This window comes from Synechococcus sp. 8F6 (genome assembly GCF_002252665.1).
Classification (GTDB): domain Bacteria; phylum Cyanobacteriota; class Cyanobacteriia; order PCC-6307; family Cyanobiaceae; genus Cyanobium_A.
In genome coordinates, this window is sequence record NZ_NQKZ01000004.1 from 72,089 (window position 1) to 87,171 (window position 15,083).

A 15,083-nucleotide genomic window follows, 5' to 3' on the forward strand; every position below is an offset into this window, starting at 1 on the left:
CGGACCACGGTGGGGAAAGCCGAATCGCCCGCAGCCCCAGGCTGCTGAACGGCTCCAGGCTCGATAGGGTCGGGCGATGGAAGATCTGCTCCAAACGGCCCTGGAGAGCGCCGACGAAGCGATTTCGCTGTCTCCGGCCTCCAGTGCCAACGCCATGATCTTCGTGCTGGTGGCGGCGTTTGGCGTCGTGATGGCGCTGGTGTACGTGCCGGTGCGGTTGTTTCTCACGATCACGGCCCGCAGCCGACGCCTGAGGCTGCTGCAGCGGATTCGCCGCCTGCGCGAGGAGCTGGGCCAGCCGATCACCAACCCCTGAGGGCTCCTGCTTGGGGAACTACCGCATCACCATGCCGCCATCCACCTGCAGCACCTGGCCGGTGATGTAGGCGGCGGCAGGATCGGCGGCCAGGAAGCGCACAGCGCCGGCCACCTCGGCGGCGCTGCCCATCCGGCTCATGGGAATGGCGGCCAGGATCGGCTCCTTGTCGAGCTCGGCGGTCATGTCGCTTTCGATGAAGCCGGGGGCCACCGCATTGACGGTGACGCCACGGGCGGCGAATTCAGCGGCGTTGCTGCGGGTGAGGCCGATCACACCGGCCTTGGCGGCGCTGTAGTTGGCCTGGCCGGGGTTGCCCATTAGGGCCACCACCGAGGTGATGTTGATGATGCGGCCGGTGCGGGCCTTGAGCATCGCGCGGCTGACGGCGCGGGTGCAGAGGAACACGCCGGTGAGGTTGAGGTCGATGACGCTCTGCCAGTCGGCTGTTTTCATCCGCATCAGCAGGCCATCGCGGGTGATGCCGGCGTTGTTGACCAGCACATCGAGCCGGCCGGCCTTCTCGAGCACGGCCTTGACCATGGCGTCAACCTGCTCTTCGTCGGCAACGTTGGCCCGGTGGCTCCAGGCCTGGCCCCCGGCCGCAATGATTTCGGCCACCACGGCTTCGGCAGCCTCCGGCGAGCTGGCGTAGTTGACCACCACCTGGGCGCCGGCGGCAGCCAGTTCGAGGGCGATGGCGCGGCCGATGCCCCGGCTGGCGCCGGTCACGAGGGCCACTTGCGCGGCCAGGGGGGCAGAGCTCGTCATCACGGCGCAAGGCATCCAGTGGCGCCGATCGTATGGCCCGGCTACTCCAGCTCCGGCTACCCCAGCCCCAGGGCCGCCAGCACGTCGGCTGCGCTCAGTTGCTCCAGGGAGCCGCTGGCACCCAGCCCCTGCACGCCGCCACGGTTGGGCAGGCTGGAGGCCTCCCGGCCTAAGGCCACCAGAGGCAGGCCGAGCAACAGGGCCAGTTCGATGGCGACTGAATCACTGGCCAGCACCACATCGGCGCTGGCGATCTGGGCGGCCCGCTGGCGCAAGGGCTTGGCCCCCTCGCCCCGCAGAGCGGGCACGGCCCGCAGGTTGGGCAGCTTGGCCTGGATGGCAGCGGGTAGGGCTTGCCATTGGGAGGAGGGCCAGTCGCCGGCGCTCCCGGAGGGGGCCAACAGCAGGGCCGGGCCGTCCCCGGCGGGCAGGGCGGCAGCAGCAGCCTCCAGATCGCTGGGGGCCACCGGCAATCGGAAGGCGTTGGCATCAAGCTCTACGCCGATCGGCCGCAGGAAGGCCTCCAGGGCCTGGTTGGGCCAGCCGCCCGCCCCAGGGCTGATCCGTTCGGTGGTGGAGAACCCGCCGGTAGCCACCCGGGTAGGGATGTGGCTCATCGACAGCATCAGGTCCATCTGGCGGCTGGGCGCCAGGTTGAGGCACACCTGGAAATCGGGCTCCCGCACGGTGCCAAGCAGGTTGGCCCAGTCGGCCAGGGTGGCCTGGTCGTAGGCGAAGGGAAGGGCGCGGCTGACGGCGGGGTGCAGGCTCCAGAGGGGCACAGCAGCGACCGGACAAACCACCTGCACCTCAGCCTTGAGCTGCTCGGCCACCGCCGCCACGGCGGCAAAGCTCTGCAGCTGTTGGCTGCTGCCGCCCGGAATCAGAAACAGGGCGCGCATCGAAAAGGCACGGTTCGGCGGCCTGATTGTATGGATCGGATTCGGATTGGCCTGATTCGAGGGAGTTGCTTGTGCATTTGCTGATCGCCGCCGCCGGCAGTGGCCGCCGCATGGGGGCCGAGGGCAACAAGTTGTTGCTGCCGGTGGCCGGCCGGCCCGTGCTCGCCTGGACCCTGGAGGCGGCCCTGGCCTGTCCGGCGATCCACTGGATCGGCATCGTCGGCCAGCCGGTGGATGCGGAGGCGATCGCCGCGATCGTGGCGGGCGTGCGCCCCGACCGGCCGGTGGAGTGGATTCTTGGTGGCGAGACCCGTCAGGACTCGGTGCGCTGCGGGCTGGCCGCCCTGCCGACCGATGCCGAAGGGGTGCTGATCCACGACGGCGCCCGCTGCCTGGTGGAGCCCGACCTGCTGGCGCGCTGTGCCGCCGCCGTGCTCCAGGGCGCGGCTGTGATCGCGGCTACCCCCGTGACCGACACGATCAAGCAGGTGGATGGGGCGGGCACCATCACCGCCACCCCGGATCGCCGTGCGCTCTGGGCCGCCCAGACCCCCCAGGGGTTTCCCGTGGCCCAGCTGCGGAATGCCCACGCCACCGCCATCGCCGAAGGCTGGAGCGTCACCGACGATGCGGCCCTGTTTGAACGGCTGGGCCTGCCGGTGCAGGTGCTGGAGGCGCCCCCCTCCAACATCAAGCTCACCACCCCTTTCGATCTCACCGTGGCGGCGGCCGTGCTGGCGGCTCGGTGCTGAAGGGCTAGGTCGGCGGAATGTGCAGCCGGCCGCTGCCAGCATCCAGCCGCGCCCAGGTCCCCAGGGGCAGGGCTGCATTGCCGACCCCATGACCCACGGGCAGGTTGCTCACCACGGGAATGCCGAGATCGGCGGTGCGCTCCCGCAGCACCTGCTCGAGGCTGAAGCGATCCGGCTGTGTTTCACAGGCTGTTTCACAAACCGAATCCGGCGGTTGGGGACTGGTTTCGTCGGTGGGCCTCGCGTCAGCAGCCACCACGTCGTCGCAGTCGGTGAACTGGCCAAGGCCGATGCCGGCCAGCTGCTGCAGGGCGCCGCTGAGGCGCCAGTGGGTGAGCATCCGCTCGATGCGGTAGGGGGCTTCGCTCACGTCTTCGAGCACCAGGATCGCGCCGCGTAGATCGGGCAGGTGGGGGGTGCCGAGCAGGTGGGTGGCCACGGTGAGATTGCCGGCCAGCAGCGGGCCTTCGGCCTGGCCGCCACACCAGCCCTCGCCGTGGAGATCGGCCAGGGACTCGCCGAACAGCAGGGCCCGCAGCCGCTCCTGGCTCCAGGCCGGCTCGGCCGCCAGGGTGGTTACCAGGGGCCCGTGGATGGCGCCGCCCTGGCCCTGGGCCAGCTGGGCCCAGAGCAGGGAGGTGACGTCGGAGAAGCCCAGCAGCCAGCGGGGCGGTAGGTCCAGGGGCTGCTCCAGCAGTCGGGCCGCCCCCCAGCCGCCGCGCACGCAGGCCAGCAGCTCCGCCCCCCGCCGGGCCGCCGCCTCCAGGTCGCCGCGCCGTTCCGGGTCGCGGCCGGCCAGGTAGCCCCACTGGCGCCCGTGCAGCGGGTTCCGCTCCACCTGCAGCCCCCAGCCCTCGAGCACGGCAATGCCGGCCTGCAGCCGCGCCAGGGCGTCGTCGCCCAGCAGGGCTGAGCTGGCCGCCACCAGCTGCACCCGATCGCCGTGCTGGAGCGGCGCCGGCTGGTGCATGGCCACGCTCATGGCAGCTGCCCCAGCACCAGGGCCAGCAACAGCAGCCCGCCGAGCTGTACCTGGCGGCTGAAGTGACGGCCGTAGGCCGAGCGGGGCAACGCGGGGCGACGCAGCAGGGCGGCTTCGCGCTGCATGCCGAAGGCCGCCAGCAGCCAGAGGGGCCAGACGATCCAGCCACTGCCCTGCAGCCCGATGCCCTGCAGCCCGACACCCTGCAGCCCAGCGGCCAGCGCCAGGGCGGCGGCGGCCAGGCCATAGCTCACCGCCACCGCCAGGGGAGCCTGCGGCCCGAGGCTGAGGGCGCTGCTGCGCACGCCGATGGCCCGGTCGTCGTCGCGGTCGGCCATGGCGTACACGGTGTCGAAGCCGAAGGTCCACAGCAGGGTGGCCAGCCACACCAGGGCCAGAGGCCAACCGCCCGCTAGGGAACCCGTGCGGGCCGCCCAGGGGATCAGGACGGCAAAGCCCCAGCAGAGGGCAAGCACCAGCTGGGGATACCCAAACCAGCGCTTGGCCGAGGGGTAGAGCAGCACCGGCGGCAGCGCCGCCAGCGCCAGCAGCAGGCAGAGGCTGCGGCCGCTAGCCGGCAGACCCAGCATCAGCACCAGCAGCACCGTCAGGGCCACCACCAGGGCGAGCAGCAGCAGCGCCAAGGCCTCCCGCACCCCCACCCGGCCATCGGCCAGAGGGCGGTTGCGGGTGCGCTCCACCAGGGGGTCGATGCGGCGGTCCCAGAGGTCGTTGGCGATGCAGCCGGCGGCGCTCACCGCCAGCCCCCCCAGCACGATCAGCCCCACCAGCAGCGGCGCCGGTGGGGCGTTGGGGGTAAGCCAGAGGCTCCAGCCTGCGGGGATCAACAAAATCAGGCGGCCACTCGGCTTGTGCCAGCGCACCAGCTCCAGCCAGGCCCCCAGCCTGGTGCCGCTTGCGGAGTTGGCCATGCCCCATTTCCGTTGCGAGGCACCCTAGTTGTGCCGGCAGAGGGGGCCATGGGTGGCAAAGTGGCGCCCCTGCGGCTGCTGCCGAACCCCATGGTTCAGGCCCCCAACCTCAAGCAAGCCGGGCGTCGCCGGGTGGCCGCCATCGATATCGGCACCAATTCGATCCACCTGCTCGTGGCGGAGGTGGATCCGGAGCTGTGCAGCTTCAGCGTGGTGCTGGCCGAAAAAGCCACCACCCGGCTCGGGGAGCGCGACCCCCACACCGGCGACCTCAGTGCCGAGTCGATCGAGCGCGCCTTTCGCACCTTGCGCCACGATCGCGACCTGGCCCTGAGCCATGGCGTCGAGCAGATCGTTACGGCGGCCACCAGCGCCGTGCGGGAGGCCCCCAACGGCCGCGACTTCCTGCTGGCGCTTCAGGAGCAGCTGGGGCTGGAGGTGGATCTGGTCAGCGGCCCGGAGGAGGCTCGGCTGATCTACCTGGGGGTGCTCTCGGGCATGGCCTTCGGCAACCAGCCCCACCTGATCATCGACATCGGCGGCGGCTCCACCGAACTGGTCCTGGCCGACGGCCGGGATGCCCGCAGCCTCAGCAGCACCAGGATTGGGGCGGTGCGGCTGCAGCGGGAGTTCTGCCAACAAGACCCCCTATCAGCAGACCGACGCTCCTTTCTGCAGGCCTACATCCAGGGCGCTCTCGATCCGGCCGTGGCGGAGGTGAAGGCGGCCCTGCAGCGCGGTGAGCAACCGTTGATGGTGGGCACCAGTGGCACGGCCATGGCCCTGGCGGCTCTGGCGGCATCGGAGGATCCCAAGCCGCCGCTGAAGCTGCAGGGCTACCGGCTCAGCCGTGAGCGCATCGACCAGCTCACCGCTCGGTTGTTGGCGATGTCGCCGGAGCAACGCCGCGCCCTGCCCGCCATCAACGACCGGCGGGCCGAGATCATCGTGCCTGGAGCCATGATCCTGCAGACGGCGATGGCCATGCTCCAGGTGCGGGAGCTGGTGGTGTGTGATCGGGCCCTGCGGGAGGGTCTGATCGTCGACTGGATGCTGCGCAATGGGCTGCTGGGGGATCGCTTTTCATTCCAGAGCACGATCCGGGAGCGCACGGTGCTGCATCTGGCCCAGCGCTTCGGTGTGGACCGGGCCAGGGCCGATCGGGTGGCGGCCCATGCCCTCAGCCTTTACGACCAGTCCCGCGGCCTGTTGCACCACGACGACGGCCCGGGTCGGGAGTTGCTGTGGGCTGCCGCCCAGCTGCACACCTGCGGCAAAAGCATCAACATTTCCGCCTATCACAAGCACAGCTGGTATCTGATCCGCCACGGTGAGCTCCTTGGCTATTCCGAGGCGGAGCACCTGATGGTGGCGGCCATTGGTCGTTACCACCGCCGCAGCCTGCCGAAGAAGCGCCATGAGTCGTGGCAGCTGATCGAAGACCGCGACCAGCGCCGCACGGTGACGTCGATGGCGTTGCTGCTGCGCCTGGCTGCCGCTCTGGATCGTCGCCCTGCCGCGGTGATCGGAGCGCTGCAGGTGCTGCCCCTCGCTGGCGCCGTGAGCATCGGCCTCGAGCCACTGGTGGCAGCCCCGGGCGAGCAGCCGGTGGATCTGAGCCTGGAGCGCTGGAGCTTGCGCTCCTGCGTCGATGTGGTGCAGGAGGCCTGCGGGCTCGACCTCAGGGTGCCGGAGCCTTGAACTGCTGCCAGCGCACCTGATCGATCCGGCCTAGGGGATTGGCCGGTCCGCTGCCCAGCTGGGCCTTCACCAGGTCGGGCCGTCCGGCCAGCACGCTCAGCCCGCCGCCGAGGGGGAAGCGCCGCTCGCCTTCGAAGGTGCCTCGGAACAGGCTCTCGCCACCCTGCTGCTTCACCTCCAGCCAGCTGGGCTGGCTGCTGATCAGCAGCAGCTCAGAGCTGCTTGGGGTTTCTGGAGCTGAGACTTGCGGTGCAGTGGCTTGCGGTGCAGTGGTTTGTGGTGGGGCTGATTGTGGTGCGTTGGCCGGTTCCGGTTCGGCTGGACGGGACGCCTGAAGGCGCTGCCACTGCTGCCAGCCCGCTGTGCCACCGGCGCCCAGGGCCGCCACAAGCCAAGCGGCCAGGGCCAGTCGACCGACGGCCTGGACGGGCGACGGCCGACCGGCTCCAGGGGCCTCTCCCCGAGGTGCGAGTTCGGCCACCTTCACCGGCCTGGGTTGGAACCCGCCGCTCTCCCGCAGGGTCTGCAGGGGGGCGTCAACGTTGATGGCCAGGGTGTTGGCCACCCGGCGGGCCTGGGCGATCACGAACACAGGCTCGGGGAGCCGGTCGGCATCGCCATCTTCCAGGGCTTGCAGCTGTTCTTGGCCCATGTTGAGCCGTTGGGCCAGCTCGGCGATCGCGAGCCCCTGCCCCTCACGGCCTTGGCGCAGTGCTTGGCCTAGGGCCTGCAGGGCAGCGATGGGCTCGTGGCGAGAGGAGTCAGACGCCAAATGGGTCAAGCCGGATACAAATCTGAATTATTCTGCCGAGTCGAGCTGGGCGCGCAAGCAGTTGATGCGGGCGCGCCAGAGCTTGGTCGGGGGGCTTTGCCGGAGGGGCTTGGGCCCGAATTACCAGGTCAAATGGGCGATACTGGATTCGAACCAGTGACCCCTTCCGTGTGAAGGAAGTGCGCTACCGCTGTGCTAATCGCCCGCACACACAGAGCTTAAAACACCACCGGCACCTCATCGGCGAGCATGGGTTCAGAACCAGCCGTCTCGCGTGAGCGCCACCCCCATCTCTACCCCGGCTCCTGCTGAACAGCCAGCCCCTGCGGCACAGGGGGAGGCAGACGTCGATGTGTTGATCGTGGGCGGTGGGGTGTGTGGCACGGCCCTGCTGTTTGAGTTGGCTCGCTACACCGATGTGGAGCGGATCCTGCTGGTGGAGCGCTACGACCAACTGGCCCGGGTGAATTCCAAGGCCACCAACAACAGCCAGACGATCCACTGCGGTGACATCGAGACCAACTACACCCTCGAGAAGGCGGTGAAGGTCAAGCGCACCGCCGAGATGATCGTGCACTACGCCGAGCTGCTCGATCCGGCCACCCGCGAGCGCTGTGTGTTTCGTACCCCGAAGATGGTGCTGGGCGTGGGCGAGACGGAATGCGCCTTCCTGCGGGAGCGCTTTGCGCGCTTTTCGCCCCACTTCCCGGCGATGGAATTGCTCGACAAGGAGCAGATTGCGGCGTGGGAGCCCCAGGTGGGTTTGGTGGACGGTGCGCTGCGGCCGGAGGAGCTTGTGGCGATCGGCATCCGTCGCACCTACACCGCCGTCGATTACGAGGAGCTCTCGGCCTCGTTTGTGGCCCAGGCCAAGAAGGGCGTGGCCGGCAGCTCGCGCCAGCTCACGGTGCAGCTCGGCACCAGCGTGGGCACGATCACCGCTGAGGGCGACGGCTATCGGGTGGAGCTGGCCCCCACCCCCGGCTGCGTCAGTGCCGCCGGGGAGGCTCCGCGCAGCCTGCGGGCCCGGCACGTGGTGGTGAATGCCGGCGCCCACAGCTTGCTGATGGCCCAGCGGATGGGCTACGGCCTGGAGTATTCCTGCCTGCCGGTGGCGGGCAGCTTCTACTTCACGCCCGACCTGCTTCAGGGCAAGGTGTACACGGTGCAGAACGACAAGCTGCCCTTCGCCGCCATCCACGGCGACCCCGACGTGCGAGCCCCCGGCAAGACCCGCTTCGGACCCACGGCCCTGCTGCTGCCGCTGCTGGAGCGCTACAAGCCGGCGTCGTTCTGGGAGTTTCTGCAGGTGCTGCGGCTGGATTGGGCCGTGCTGGCGGTGTTCTGGCAGCTGTTTCGCATCGCCGACATCCGCAACTACATCTTCAAGAATCTGCTGTTTGAGGTGCCCTGGCTGCGGCGGCGCCTGTTTCTGGCTGATGCCCGCAAGATCGTGCCCGGCATGCAGCTCAGTGATCTCACCTTTGCCGAGGGCTATGGCGGCGTGCGGCCTCAGTTGATCGACAAGATCAACCGCAAGCTGATGCTGGGTGAGGCCAGCATCCCCGCCCGGCCGGGCCTGGTGTTCAACGTCACCCCGTCACCAGGGGGCACCTGCTGCCTTGGCAATGCCGCCCGCGATGTGGAGGCGATCGCCGAGCGGCTGGGCTGCAGGTTTGATCGCGAGCGGTTGGCCCAGGAGCTCTATGGAGAGAACGCCTTAGGCGCCGCCGCGGAACAGGTGGTTGTGGCTGGCTGAGTAGAGCTTGGAGCGGGCTTCTGCCGGCCCCGCCAGGGCCGGACTCACCACATAGAGGGTGGTGCGGATCAGCTGACGCTCCTGGCTCACCCGGGCCATCTCAGCCAGGGGCACCACCTGGATCCACTCGTCGGGCCAGCTCACCCGGTAGGCAATCGCCACGGGCGTGTCGGCGGGGTAGTGGCGCAGCAGCTCGCTCTGCACCTCCTCCACGTGGCGGGCGCTCAGGTAGAGGCACAGGGAAGCCCGCAGGGCCGCCAGCCGCTCCAGGCTCTCGCGCTCCGGCACGCCGGTGCGGCCGCCGGCGCGGCCGAGCACGATCGTCTGCACCAGGCCGGGGATGGTGAGTTCGCTCTGCAGCGCCGAGGCGGCGGCCTGGTAGGCACTGAGGCCCGGCACCACCTCCACACCGATGCCGGCATCGGCCAAACGGCAGATCTGCTCGGCGATGGCGCCGTAGAGGCAGGGATCGCCGTCGTGAAGTCGCACCACGGTTTTGCCGGCGCGGGCCCGATCCAGCACCACCTCCATCACCTGCTCCAGGGTGAGGGTGCTGGTACGCACCTGCTCACAGCCCTCGGGCGCCAGGGCCGCAACCTGGGGATTGACGAGGGAGTCGGTCCACACCAGCACCTCGGCCTGCTCCAGAACCTTGGCGGCGCGCAGGGTGAGCAGGTCGGGGGCGCCGGGGCCAGCCCCCACGATCCAAACAGGTTTGGAGCTCAGCTCAGCTGCATCGGTTGGGGTCAAACGGACACTCCACTGGGGTCGGGAAGGGGACGGCGGCGGCGGTAGAGCCACCAGAGGCCCACGCCACCCAGGGCGATCAGCAGCAGGCTCACCACTTGGGCCATGCGCAGACCACCCTCACAGAAGGGGGGACTGGAGAGCAGGCAGAGCGGATCGAGCCGCAGGCCCTCAATCCACGCCCGGCCGCTGCTGTAGGCCATCAAATAAACGCAGCTCAGGGCTCCCGGCAGCAGCTGGATGCGGCCGCGGCTGGCGACGCGGAACAGCCACAGCAGCAGGATGCAAACCCCCAGATTCCAGATGGATTCGTAGAGGAAGGTGGGGTGAAAGTAGAGCTGCTCGAGAAATTCGGCCGGGCGGCTGTCGGCCGGAATCTTCAGTTTCCAGGGCAGATCGGTGGGTAGCCCAAAGGCCTCGGAATTGAAGAAGTTGCCCCAGCGGCCGATCGCCTGGCCCAGGGCCACCGCCGGCACCAGCACATCGAGCAGCGACCAGAAGGGCTGCTTGCGCCAGCGGCAGTAGAGCACCGTGGCCAGGCTGCCCCCCAGCAGGGCGCCGTGGATGGCGATGCCGCCGCGCCAGATGGCGAAGGCATCCAGCCAGTTGCCCGAGTATTGGCGCCACTCCAGGGCGACGTAATAGAGACGGGCGCCGATCACCGCACCCAGCACCAGCACGGGCAGCAGGTCGGCGATCAGGGCGGGTTCGATGCCCCGAGCCCGGCCCAGGCGAGTTGCCAGGCTAAGGCCGAGCAGCACGGCCACGGCGATCAGCAGGCCATACCAGCGCAAAGCAAAGGGGCCCAGCTGGAAAACCAGGGGCCCCGGTGAGGTGAAGGTGGCCAGCACGCTGCTCAGACGAGGCCTTCTGCTGCCTGAACTTTCTCCACCTGACGCTTCTTGAGCACCAGCATGATCTGGGCCAGGGCGATGGCGGCGAAGAAGGCCAGCAGGCCGTAGATCCGAACGGGGTTCTGCAGCACGATCTCGGCGTCGATCTGGCCAAAGCCGCCGACGTTGGGATCGTTGGTGAGAGCCGCACCAGCCACCACGGCATCGCCCACGGCAGCGGTGAGGGTGGGGCCGGCGGGCACGGTTTCCGTGGCCTTGCTGCCGTCTTCAGCGGTGATTTCCACCACCGTGGCGCCATTGTCGCCAGGGGTGATCGCGGAGATGGTGCCGGCGACCGGTGCGTTGAAGACGCCGTTGTTGCTCTTCTCACCGGTGGGATACACCTGGCCGCGACCGCGGTTGCCGCCCACGTGGATCTGGGTCTTGCCGAAGTGGATGCTGCTGTCGGTGGCGGGGTCGGGCGAGAGGATCGGGAAGACGATCTCCTGGTGCTGGTCACCGGGGAGAGGACCCACCAGCAGGATGTTGGGCTGGTCGTCGGAGTACTGGGTGTAGTAGACGCCGGCGGTCTCTTCCTTGAGTTCGTCGCTGAGACGGTCCTGGGGAGCCAGGGTGAAGCCGTCGGGCAACATCACCACCGCACCCACGTTGAGGCCGGTGGGGCTGCCGTCGCCCGACACCTGCTGGACGCTGGTGTCGTAGGGGATTTCGACCACCGCCTTGAACACCGTGTCGGGGAAGACGGCCTGGGGCACCTCCACCCGGGTGGCCTTCTTGGCCAGGTGGCAGTTGGCGCAGACGATCTTGCCGGTGGCTTCCCGGGGGCTGGCGTAGTTCTGCTGGGCCCAGAAGGGATAGGCCCAGCTGGGGCTGGCGCCGCTGAGCAGCACGGCCAGGCTCAGGGAGGTGCCGATCAGGGTGCCGAGCAGGAGGGAGAGGGAGCGACGCATCACGGGATCAGGCGACAGACGGGGAGGGAAAACGCGGGGATCGGGCGGGGGATCAGGCCCACCAGGGCTTGTCGCCGTTGCGGAAGTCCGTTTCGGTCCACTGGCTCAAGAACACGGTGTCGTTCTCAACCGACACGTGGGCCAGGGCCAGGGAGAGCGGGGCGGGGCCGCGCACCACCTTGCCGGTGGCGTCGTACTGCGAGCCGTGGCAGGGGCACATGAACTTGTTGGCGCCGCTGTTCCAGGGCACCACGCAGCCCAGGTGGGTGCAGATGGCGTTGATGCCGTAGCTGCCGATGGCGTCGCTGCCTTCGACGATCAGATAGGTGGGGTCGCCCTTGAGGCCCTGCACCAGGCTGCGATCGCCTTCCTTGTGGGTGCTGAGCCAGCCGCTGGCGGTGACGGTGTTGCCCAGTTCATCCTTGGCGGTGGTGCCACCGCCGCCGCCGGCTGCCTTGGGGGGGATGAAGTAGCGGGCCACGGGATAGAGGGCACCCAGGGCGACGCCAGTCACCGACCCGAAGGTCAGCAGGTTCATGAATTGCCGACGACCCATTCCGGGCACGTCTCCAGTGGAAGCGCTCGCTGGCATCTGGGTCATGAAGACGCGCCGGGACAATGTGGCGCCCATTATGAACCTTGCCTGCGCGGCCCCGGGGCCCGCTCGCCAGGGTGCGCCTGGGCCTGCAACATGCTGTTGTGCAATCCGTCGTGTGCGCCCCGGCGTGTCCCTGCCCTCCAGCGCCCTGCCACCCTCCGCCGATGACGGCGCACCCCTGTTGGCCCAGGAGCTCTGGGACCTGCTGCAGGAGCGCTGGCAGGCCTCCTACGACCTGCAACTGGTGCAGCGCCGCGGCCGGATGTATCTGCAGGTGATGTGGGCCTACCTGGAGCAGCAATCCTTTCCCCTCAGTGAGGAGGGCTACCGCAACAAGCTGGAGGAGCTGGTGGGGTTGCTCAACGGGCTGGGGGTGGCGGCCCAGGTGCGCAGCTGGCTCCGCACCACCAGCGACAAGCCGCGGCTGGGCAAGGCCATGGGGCTGGCCCTGGAGATTCCCGCTGGCCGGGCCAGTGAATTCCTGCTTTAGGCGGGCCGCTTCAGGCTGGACGCAGCCGCTCGGTGAAGGCCACCAGCGCCACGCCCACCAGGTAGAGGGCCGTGATGGCCCCGGAGAGCAGCAGCATCGTCACCGGGTCGGTGGACGGGGTGAGCACGGCGCCGGCCAGGGCGCTGGCCAGCACCACCCAGCGCCAGCCGGCCAGCATCGGCTTGGCCTTCACCAGCCCAAGGGCGCCGAGCAGCAGCTGCAGCACCGGCAGCTGGAAGGCCAGGGCGGTGGCCACCATCAGCAGCAGCACGAAGTCGAGGTAGCGCTCGATCGACCAGCTCGGCTCCACCACATCGGCGCCGTAGCTGACCAGAAAGCGCAGGGCCGCTGGCACCAGGGCCCACCAGGCGAAGGCCAGCCCGGCGGCGAACAGCACCGCCGAGCCCGCCACCGCGGGAGCCACCAGGCGCCGTTCGCGGCGGGTGAGGCCCGGCAGCACGAAGCAGAGCCCTTCGTAGAGCACATAGGGCAGGGCCAGGGTGAGGCCGGCGTAGCCCGCCACCTTCAGCGACACAAACAAAAACTCCCCGGGGGCCAGCTGCAGGAAGCGAATGCCCTCGGCCGGCATCTCCAGCAGGCGCACCAGCGGCTTCACCGCCGCCAGGCAGACCGCCGCCGCCACCACCACCGCCAGCAGGCTGCGCAGCACCCGCCGGCGCAGCTCCTCGAGGTGGTCCACCAGGCTCATCTCGACTTCGTCAGGGAAGTCGTTGTCGGGTTTGTCTCCAGCACCGGAGGGGGCAGGCACCCGGATCGGCGGTGGCGGCGCAAGGGGCGGTGGCGCCAGGGGTGGCTCGGTGGTGGTGGAGTCGGGTTCGGCGCTCATGGTCGCTGCTCTGGCAAAAGGCTAAGAGCGCGTTGCGGCTCGCCCCAGAGCACGGTGCCGCCGCGATGTCGCACCGTACCGGGAGCGGCGCCTGGAATGCGTTGCAGCTCCTCGATGGGCACCATCACCACCGGCACGCGCCGGTTGCCCCGGCCGCGGCTGAAGTGGGCCGCCAGATCGGCAGCCGCCTGCAGATCGCCCTCACTGGCCTCCTGCTGCGAGCTTTTCAGCACCACGTGGCTGCCCGGCAGTTCCTGGGCGTGGAACCAGAGATCGCCGCGGCGGGCCTGGCGAAAAGCGATCCACTCGTTCTGGCGGTGGTTGCGCCCCACGTGCAGCGGCAGGCCCGAGGCGGTGTGGAGCTCCAGGGGCTGGGGTACCCCTTCGGTTGCGGGGCTGCGCCGCGCCTGGCGGTTGCCTGTCTGGACTCCGCCCCCCTGGCTCCCCCGACTGCGCTCCGCCAGCAGGGCTTCGAGTTCACCGGCCAGCTGCTCCACCTGCTCGAGGCTATCGGCCTGCTCGAGGTAGGTGAGGCTCGCTTCCAGCCAGGTCAGCCGCTGCTGGTGCAGCTCGAGACGCGGGGTGATCGCCGCCACGGAGCGGCGGCGTTTGCGGGCGGTTTTGTACAGCTTCTGGGCCTCCTCGATGCACGCCCGGCCCGGCTGCCGTTGGCTGAGCAGGGCATCGGCACGCCGCTGCAGCGCCTCGCTTTCGGGCACGGCCGCCAGCAGGGCTTGCTGCTCCGCGGCCTGGCGGTGTTCTCGCTCGGCGGCGGCCTCGAGCCGGCGGCCCAGCTGCTGGCGCCGTTGCAGCAGCACCTGGGCCGTGAGGTGCTCGTCGATATAGGCCGCGAGGCCCTGGTTGACCGTCACCGTGGGCTCTATCGCGCCAGCTTTAGGTGCCCACCAGCAGCGGAAGCCCTCGGGCTCGAGCTGCCAGCCGAAGCGCTCGCTCTCGACGGCCTCCAGCCAGCCGCGCCAGGCCTGCCAGAGCTGCTGCCACTCGGGCGGGCTCAGCGTGTCCACGGGCCGCTCCCCCCAGCCGGCCGGCAGCAGTTGGCGCAGCAGGGCCGGGCTGATGCCCTGGTAGGCGCCGCGCAGGGCCTGGGCCAGGGGCACAGGCAGCAGCTTGAGCCGCCGCTGCCAGCTCTCGAAACCTTCCTCCAGCCGAGGCGGCTCGCCCGCCAGGGGCGGGGGCGGTTGGTAGGGGTCGCCGGTGCCGATCGGCCGCAGCCGCGATTGCTGCGGCTTCACCTGGCGCGCCAGGGCCACCACCTGACGGTCGCCATCAAGCAGTAGCAGGTTGCTGTAGCGCCCCATCAGTTCGGCCACCAGCCAGCGCTGCACCGGGTCGCCAGGACGCCGGGCGAAGCCCAGCTCCACCACCCGCTCCCAGCCCTGCTGGTGGATCTCCACCAGGGCCAGGCCCCGCAGGCCGTGCTGGAGCTGTTGGGCCAGGGTGCTGCCATCGCCCTGGCGCGGCGGCGGCGGAATCGTGTGCAGCCGCGCTGCGTCCGCCTGCCAGCTGAGCTCGAGCCAGTGGATGCCGCTGAGGCTGCGCAGGCCGATCTGCAGGGCGTGGGGGCTGGCCTGCTGGGCCTTCTCGAAGCGGCTGGGCAGCAGCAAGGGCCGCCATTCAGCCAGCACCGCCCGCAGGGTCGTCACGTCTAGTGCCTGAAGGCGGGAGCAGGCCATGGGCTTCGAGGCTGGC

The 15,083-nt window shown here is 69.6% G+C and carries 16 protein-coding genes and 1 tRNA gene; 5 read left to right on the plus strand and 12 right to left on the minus strand.

Annotation, left to right across the window (positions count from 1 at the left end):
• Positions 1–76: 76 nt before the first annotated feature.
• A complete protein-coding gene (locus tag CJZ78_RS04635; RefSeq protein ID WP_094559724.1) occupies positions 77–316 on the plus strand; it encodes a hypothetical protein in 240 nt (79 codons plus the stop codon).
• An 18-nt stretch (positions 317–334) separates the two neighbouring features.
• Here CJZ78_RS04635 and fabG read toward each other — a convergent pair whose 3' ends face one another.
• Complete coding sequence (fabG, locus tag CJZ78_RS04640; RefSeq protein WP_094559725.1) at positions 335–1,087, minus strand: 3-oxoacyl-[acyl-carrier-protein] reductase; 753 nt, start codon at positions 1,085–1,087, stop codon at positions 335–337.
• Positions 1,088–1,143: 56 nt separating this feature from the next.
• Positions 1,144–1,989: a glycosyltransferase family 9 protein gene (locus CJZ78_RS04645; protein ID WP_094559726.1), complete on the minus strand. Its 846-nt coding sequence runs from the start codon at positions 1,987–1,989 to the stop codon at positions 1,144–1,146.
• Between the two features lie 71 nt (positions 1,990–2,060).
• Here CJZ78_RS04645 and ispD point away from each other — a divergent pair, with 71 nt between their 5' ends.
• Positions 2,061–2,741 (plus strand): 2-C-methyl-D-erythritol 4-phosphate cytidylyltransferase, encoded by a 681-nt coding sequence (gene ispD / locus CJZ78_RS04650; RefSeq protein ID WP_094559833.1) that lies wholly within the window; start codon positions 2,061–2,063, stop codon positions 2,739–2,741.
• A gap of 4 nt (positions 2,742–2,745) precedes the next feature.
• Here ispD and CJZ78_RS04655 read toward each other — a convergent pair whose 3' ends face one another.
• Both CJZ78_RS04655 and CJZ78_RS04660 read right to left on the minus strand, forming a co-directional pair.
• Positions 2,746–3,723, minus strand: coding sequence for an LD-carboxypeptidase (locus CJZ78_RS04655; RefSeq protein ID WP_094559727.1), 978 nt, complete (start codon positions 3,721–3,723; stop codon positions 2,746–2,748).
• Positions 3,720–4,655 carry a 4-hydroxybenzoate polyprenyltransferase gene (locus CJZ78_RS04660; protein ID WP_094559728.1) on the minus strand — a complete coding sequence of 312 codons (936 nt, stop codon included), beginning with the start codon at positions 4,653–4,655 and terminating at the stop codon, positions 3,720–3,722. Before CJZ78_RS04660 ends, CJZ78_RS04655 begins: the two co-directional genes overlap by 4 nt.
• Positions 4,656–4,745: 90 nt before the next feature.
• On the opposite strand from CJZ78_RS04660, the gene CJZ78_RS04665 reads away from it, so the two are divergent.
• Positions 4,746–6,356, plus strand: a complete 1,611-nt coding sequence (locus CJZ78_RS04665; protein ID WP_094559834.1) for a Ppx/GppA phosphatase family protein — start codon at positions 4,746–4,748, stop codon at positions 6,354–6,356.
• Here the strand turns inward: CJZ78_RS04665 and CJZ78_RS04670 are convergent.
• On the minus strand, positions 6,337–7,128 hold the full coding sequence (locus tag CJZ78_RS04670; protein ID WP_158217026.1) for a helix-turn-helix domain-containing protein: 792 nt from the start codon (positions 7,126–7,128) through the stop codon (positions 6,337–6,339). The two genes, CJZ78_RS04665 and CJZ78_RS04670, sit on opposite strands and share 20 nt — an antisense overlap.
• A 133-nt stretch (positions 7,129–7,261) precedes the next feature.
• Positions 7,262–7,333, minus strand: a tRNA-Val gene (locus tag CJZ78_RS04675).
• 69 nt (positions 7,334–7,402) lie between these two features.
• Here CJZ78_RS04675 and CJZ78_RS04680 point away from each other — a divergent pair.
• On the plus strand, positions 7,403–8,887 hold the full coding sequence (locus CJZ78_RS04680; protein ID WP_233128493.1) for an FAD-dependent oxidoreductase: 1,485 nt from the start codon (positions 7,403–7,405) through the stop codon (positions 8,885–8,887).
• Here the strand turns inward: CJZ78_RS04680 and cobM are convergent.
• The 4 genes from cobM to petC are packed head-to-tail and all read right to left on the minus strand — an operon-like array spanning position 8,849 to position 12,039.
• Entirely contained in the window at positions 8,849–9,637 is a 789-nt protein-coding gene (cobM, locus tag CJZ78_RS04685) for a precorrin-4 C(11)-methyltransferase (RefSeq protein ID WP_198953844.1), read from the minus strand. The two genes, CJZ78_RS04680 and cobM, sit on opposite strands and share 39 nt — an antisense overlap.
• Positions 9,634–10,494 carry a prolipoprotein diacylglyceryl transferase gene (gene lgt, locus CJZ78_RS04690; RefSeq protein ID WP_094559730.1) on the minus strand — a complete coding sequence of 287 codons (861 nt, stop codon included), beginning with the start codon at positions 10,492–10,494 and terminating at the stop codon, positions 9,634–9,636. Before lgt ends, cobM begins: the two co-directional genes overlap by 4 nt.
• Positions 10,491–11,438: a cytochrome f gene (petA, locus tag CJZ78_RS04695; protein ID WP_094559731.1), complete on the minus strand. Its 948-nt coding sequence runs from the start codon at positions 11,436–11,438 to the stop codon at positions 10,491–10,493. Before petA ends, lgt begins: the two co-directional genes overlap by 4 nt.
• A gap of 52 nt (positions 11,439–11,490) precedes the next feature.
• Positions 11,491–12,039, minus strand: coding sequence for a cytochrome b6-f complex iron-sulfur subunit (petC, locus tag CJZ78_RS04700; RefSeq protein WP_094559732.1), 549 nt, complete (start codon positions 12,037–12,039; stop codon positions 11,491–11,493).
• A gap of 130 nt (positions 12,040–12,169) precedes the next feature.
• On the opposite strand from petC, the gene CJZ78_RS04705 reads away from it, so the two are divergent.
• Positions 12,170–12,526, plus strand: coding sequence for a DUF3067 family protein (locus CJZ78_RS04705; protein ID WP_233128511.1), 357 nt, complete (start codon positions 12,170–12,172; stop codon positions 12,524–12,526).
• A gap of 10 nt (positions 12,527–12,536) precedes the next feature.
• On the opposite strand, the gene tatC is transcribed toward CJZ78_RS04705, so the two are convergent.
• On the minus strand, positions 12,537–13,373 hold the full coding sequence (gene tatC, locus CJZ78_RS04710; protein ID WP_094559734.1) for a twin-arginine translocase subunit TatC: 837 nt from the start codon (positions 13,371–13,373) through the stop codon (positions 12,537–12,539).
• A complete protein-coding gene (locus tag CJZ78_RS04715) occupies positions 13,370–15,067 on the minus strand; it encodes an NFACT family protein (protein ID WP_094559735.1) in 1,698 nt (565 codons plus the stop codon). The genes tatC and CJZ78_RS04715 overlap by 4 nt, the downstream gene beginning before the upstream one ends.
• Positions 15,068–15,083: the final 16 nt, after the last annotated feature.

Bases quoted from the DNA above. Each gene is read 5' to 3' on its own strand.
- CJZ78_RS04635 (WP_094559724.1), top strand. From the start codon at position 77: ATGGAAGATCTGCTCCAAACGGCCCTGGAGAGCGCCGACGAAGCGATT.
- fabG (WP_094559725.1), bottom strand. From the start codon at position 1,087: ATGACGAGCTCTGCCCCCCTGGCCGCGCAAGTGGCCCTCGTGACCGGC.
- CJZ78_RS04645 (WP_094559726.1), bottom strand. From the start codon at position 1,989: ATGCGCGCCCTGTTTCTGATTCCGGGCGGCAGCAGCCAACAGCTGCAG.
- CJZ78_RS04655 (WP_094559727.1), bottom strand. From the start codon at position 3,723: ATGAGCGTGGCCATGCACCAGCCGGCGCCGCTCCAGCACGGCGATCGG.
- CJZ78_RS04660 (WP_094559728.1), bottom strand. From the start codon at position 4,655: ATGGCCAACTCCGCAAGCGGCACCAGGCTGGGGGCCTGGCTGGAGCTG.
- CJZ78_RS04665 (WP_094559834.1), top strand. From the start codon at position 4,746: ATGGTTCAGGCCCCCAACCTCAAGCAAGCCGGGCGTCGCCGGGTGGCC.
- petA (WP_094559731.1), bottom strand. From the start codon at position 11,438: ATGCGTCGCTCCCTCTCCCTCCTGCTCGGCACCCTGATCGGCACCTCC.
- petC (WP_094559732.1), bottom strand. From the start codon at position 12,039: ATGACCCAGATGCCAGCGAGCGCTTCCACTGGAGACGTGCCCGGAATG.
- tatC (WP_094559734.1), bottom strand. From the start codon at position 13,373: ATGAGCGCCGAACCCGACTCCACCACCACCGAGCCACCCCTGGCGCCA.
- CJZ78_RS04715 (WP_094559735.1), bottom strand. From the start codon at position 15,067: ATGGCCTGCTCCCGCCTTCAGGCACTAGACGTGACGACCCTGCGGGCG.